Consider the following 1,300-nt stretch of genomic DNA (forward strand, 5'->3'; position numbering starts at 1 on the left):
CTCTATGGCGGCGAGCTCTATGGCGGCGAGGGGCGCAACCTCACGCCCTATCATCAGACGGTCGAGGACAATGTCGCGCCGCAGCTGTTGGCAGAACTGGCGGCGTCCTGCGACTACGAGGCTCGGCAGCGCGAGATCGACGCCTATAACGCGCGCAGCCCGGTGCTGAAGAAGGGCCTGGCGCTGACGCCGGTGAAGTTCGGCATCTCGTTCACCACCACCCACCTGAACCAGGCCGGGGCGCTGATCCACCTCTATGCCGACGGCTCGATCCTGCTGAACCACGGTGGCACCGAGATGGGGCAGGGGTTGTTCGTCAAGGTCGCCCAGATCGTCGCCGAGGCGTTCAAGGTGGACATCGACCGCGTGAAGGTGACCTCGACCGTCACCGACAAGGTGCCCAACACCTCGGCCACCGCCGCCTCGTCGGGTACGGATCTCAACGGCATGGCGGCGCTCAACGCGGCCAACACCCTCAAGGCGCGGCTGATCGAATTCGCCGCGAAGAAGTGGGGCTGTGGCGAGGCCGAGGTCGAGTTTACGCCAGAAGGCCTGCGGGCCGGGGCGGAGCTGATCCCGTTCGCCATCCTGTGCCGTCAGGCGCACCTGGCCCGGGTGTCGCTGTCGTCCACCGGCTTCTACGCCACGCCCAAGATCCACTACGACCGCGCCACCCACACCGGCCGGCCGTTCTACTATTTCGCCTACGGCGCGGCCTGCAGCGAGGTGCTGATCGACACCTTGACCGGCGAGATGAAGGTCACGCGGGCCGATATCCTGCACGACGCCGGCCGCTCGCTGAACCCGGCCATCGACCTGGGACAGATCGAGGGCGGCTTCATCCAGGGCATGGGCTGGCTGACCACCGAGGAGCTGGTGTTCAGCGACGACGGCCGCCTGCTGACCCACGCCCCTTCGACCTACAAGATCCCCACCTGCGGCGATCGGCCGGCGGTGCTGAACGTGGCGCTGTGGGAGCCGGGCCGGAACGTCGAGGAGACGGTGCATCGCTCCAAGGCCGTGGGCGAGCCGCCGCTGATGCTGGCCCTGTCGGTGCTGTCGGCGGTGAGCCGGGCGGTGGCCTCGGTGGCCGACCACAAGGTGTTCCCCGACCTGGACGCGCCGGCGACGCCGGAGCGGATCCTGATGGCGGTGGAAGATGTGAAGAGGGCGACCCAATGATGACCCTCTCCCGTGGGGAGAGGGAGGGRCCCGCCGCGAAGCGGTGGGAGGGTGAGGGGGTAAAACGTCCGACGGCGTGCCGGCAGGGCGCATTGCGACGACGGCGAAGGTGTAACCC

1 protein-coding gene is annotated in these 1,300 nt (G+C 68.1%); it reads left to right on the plus strand.

Features of this window, described 5'->3' with window-relative positions:
• On the plus strand, window positions 1-1,182 hold a 1,182-nt coding region (locus AC1DZ6_RS25265), incomplete at its 5' end, for a molybdopterin cofactor-binding domain-containing protein (protein ID WP_477099833.1).
• Window positions 1,183-1,300: the final 118 nt, after the last annotated feature.

This window comes from Caulobacter sp. P1_B12_2, from assembly GCF_056406675.1.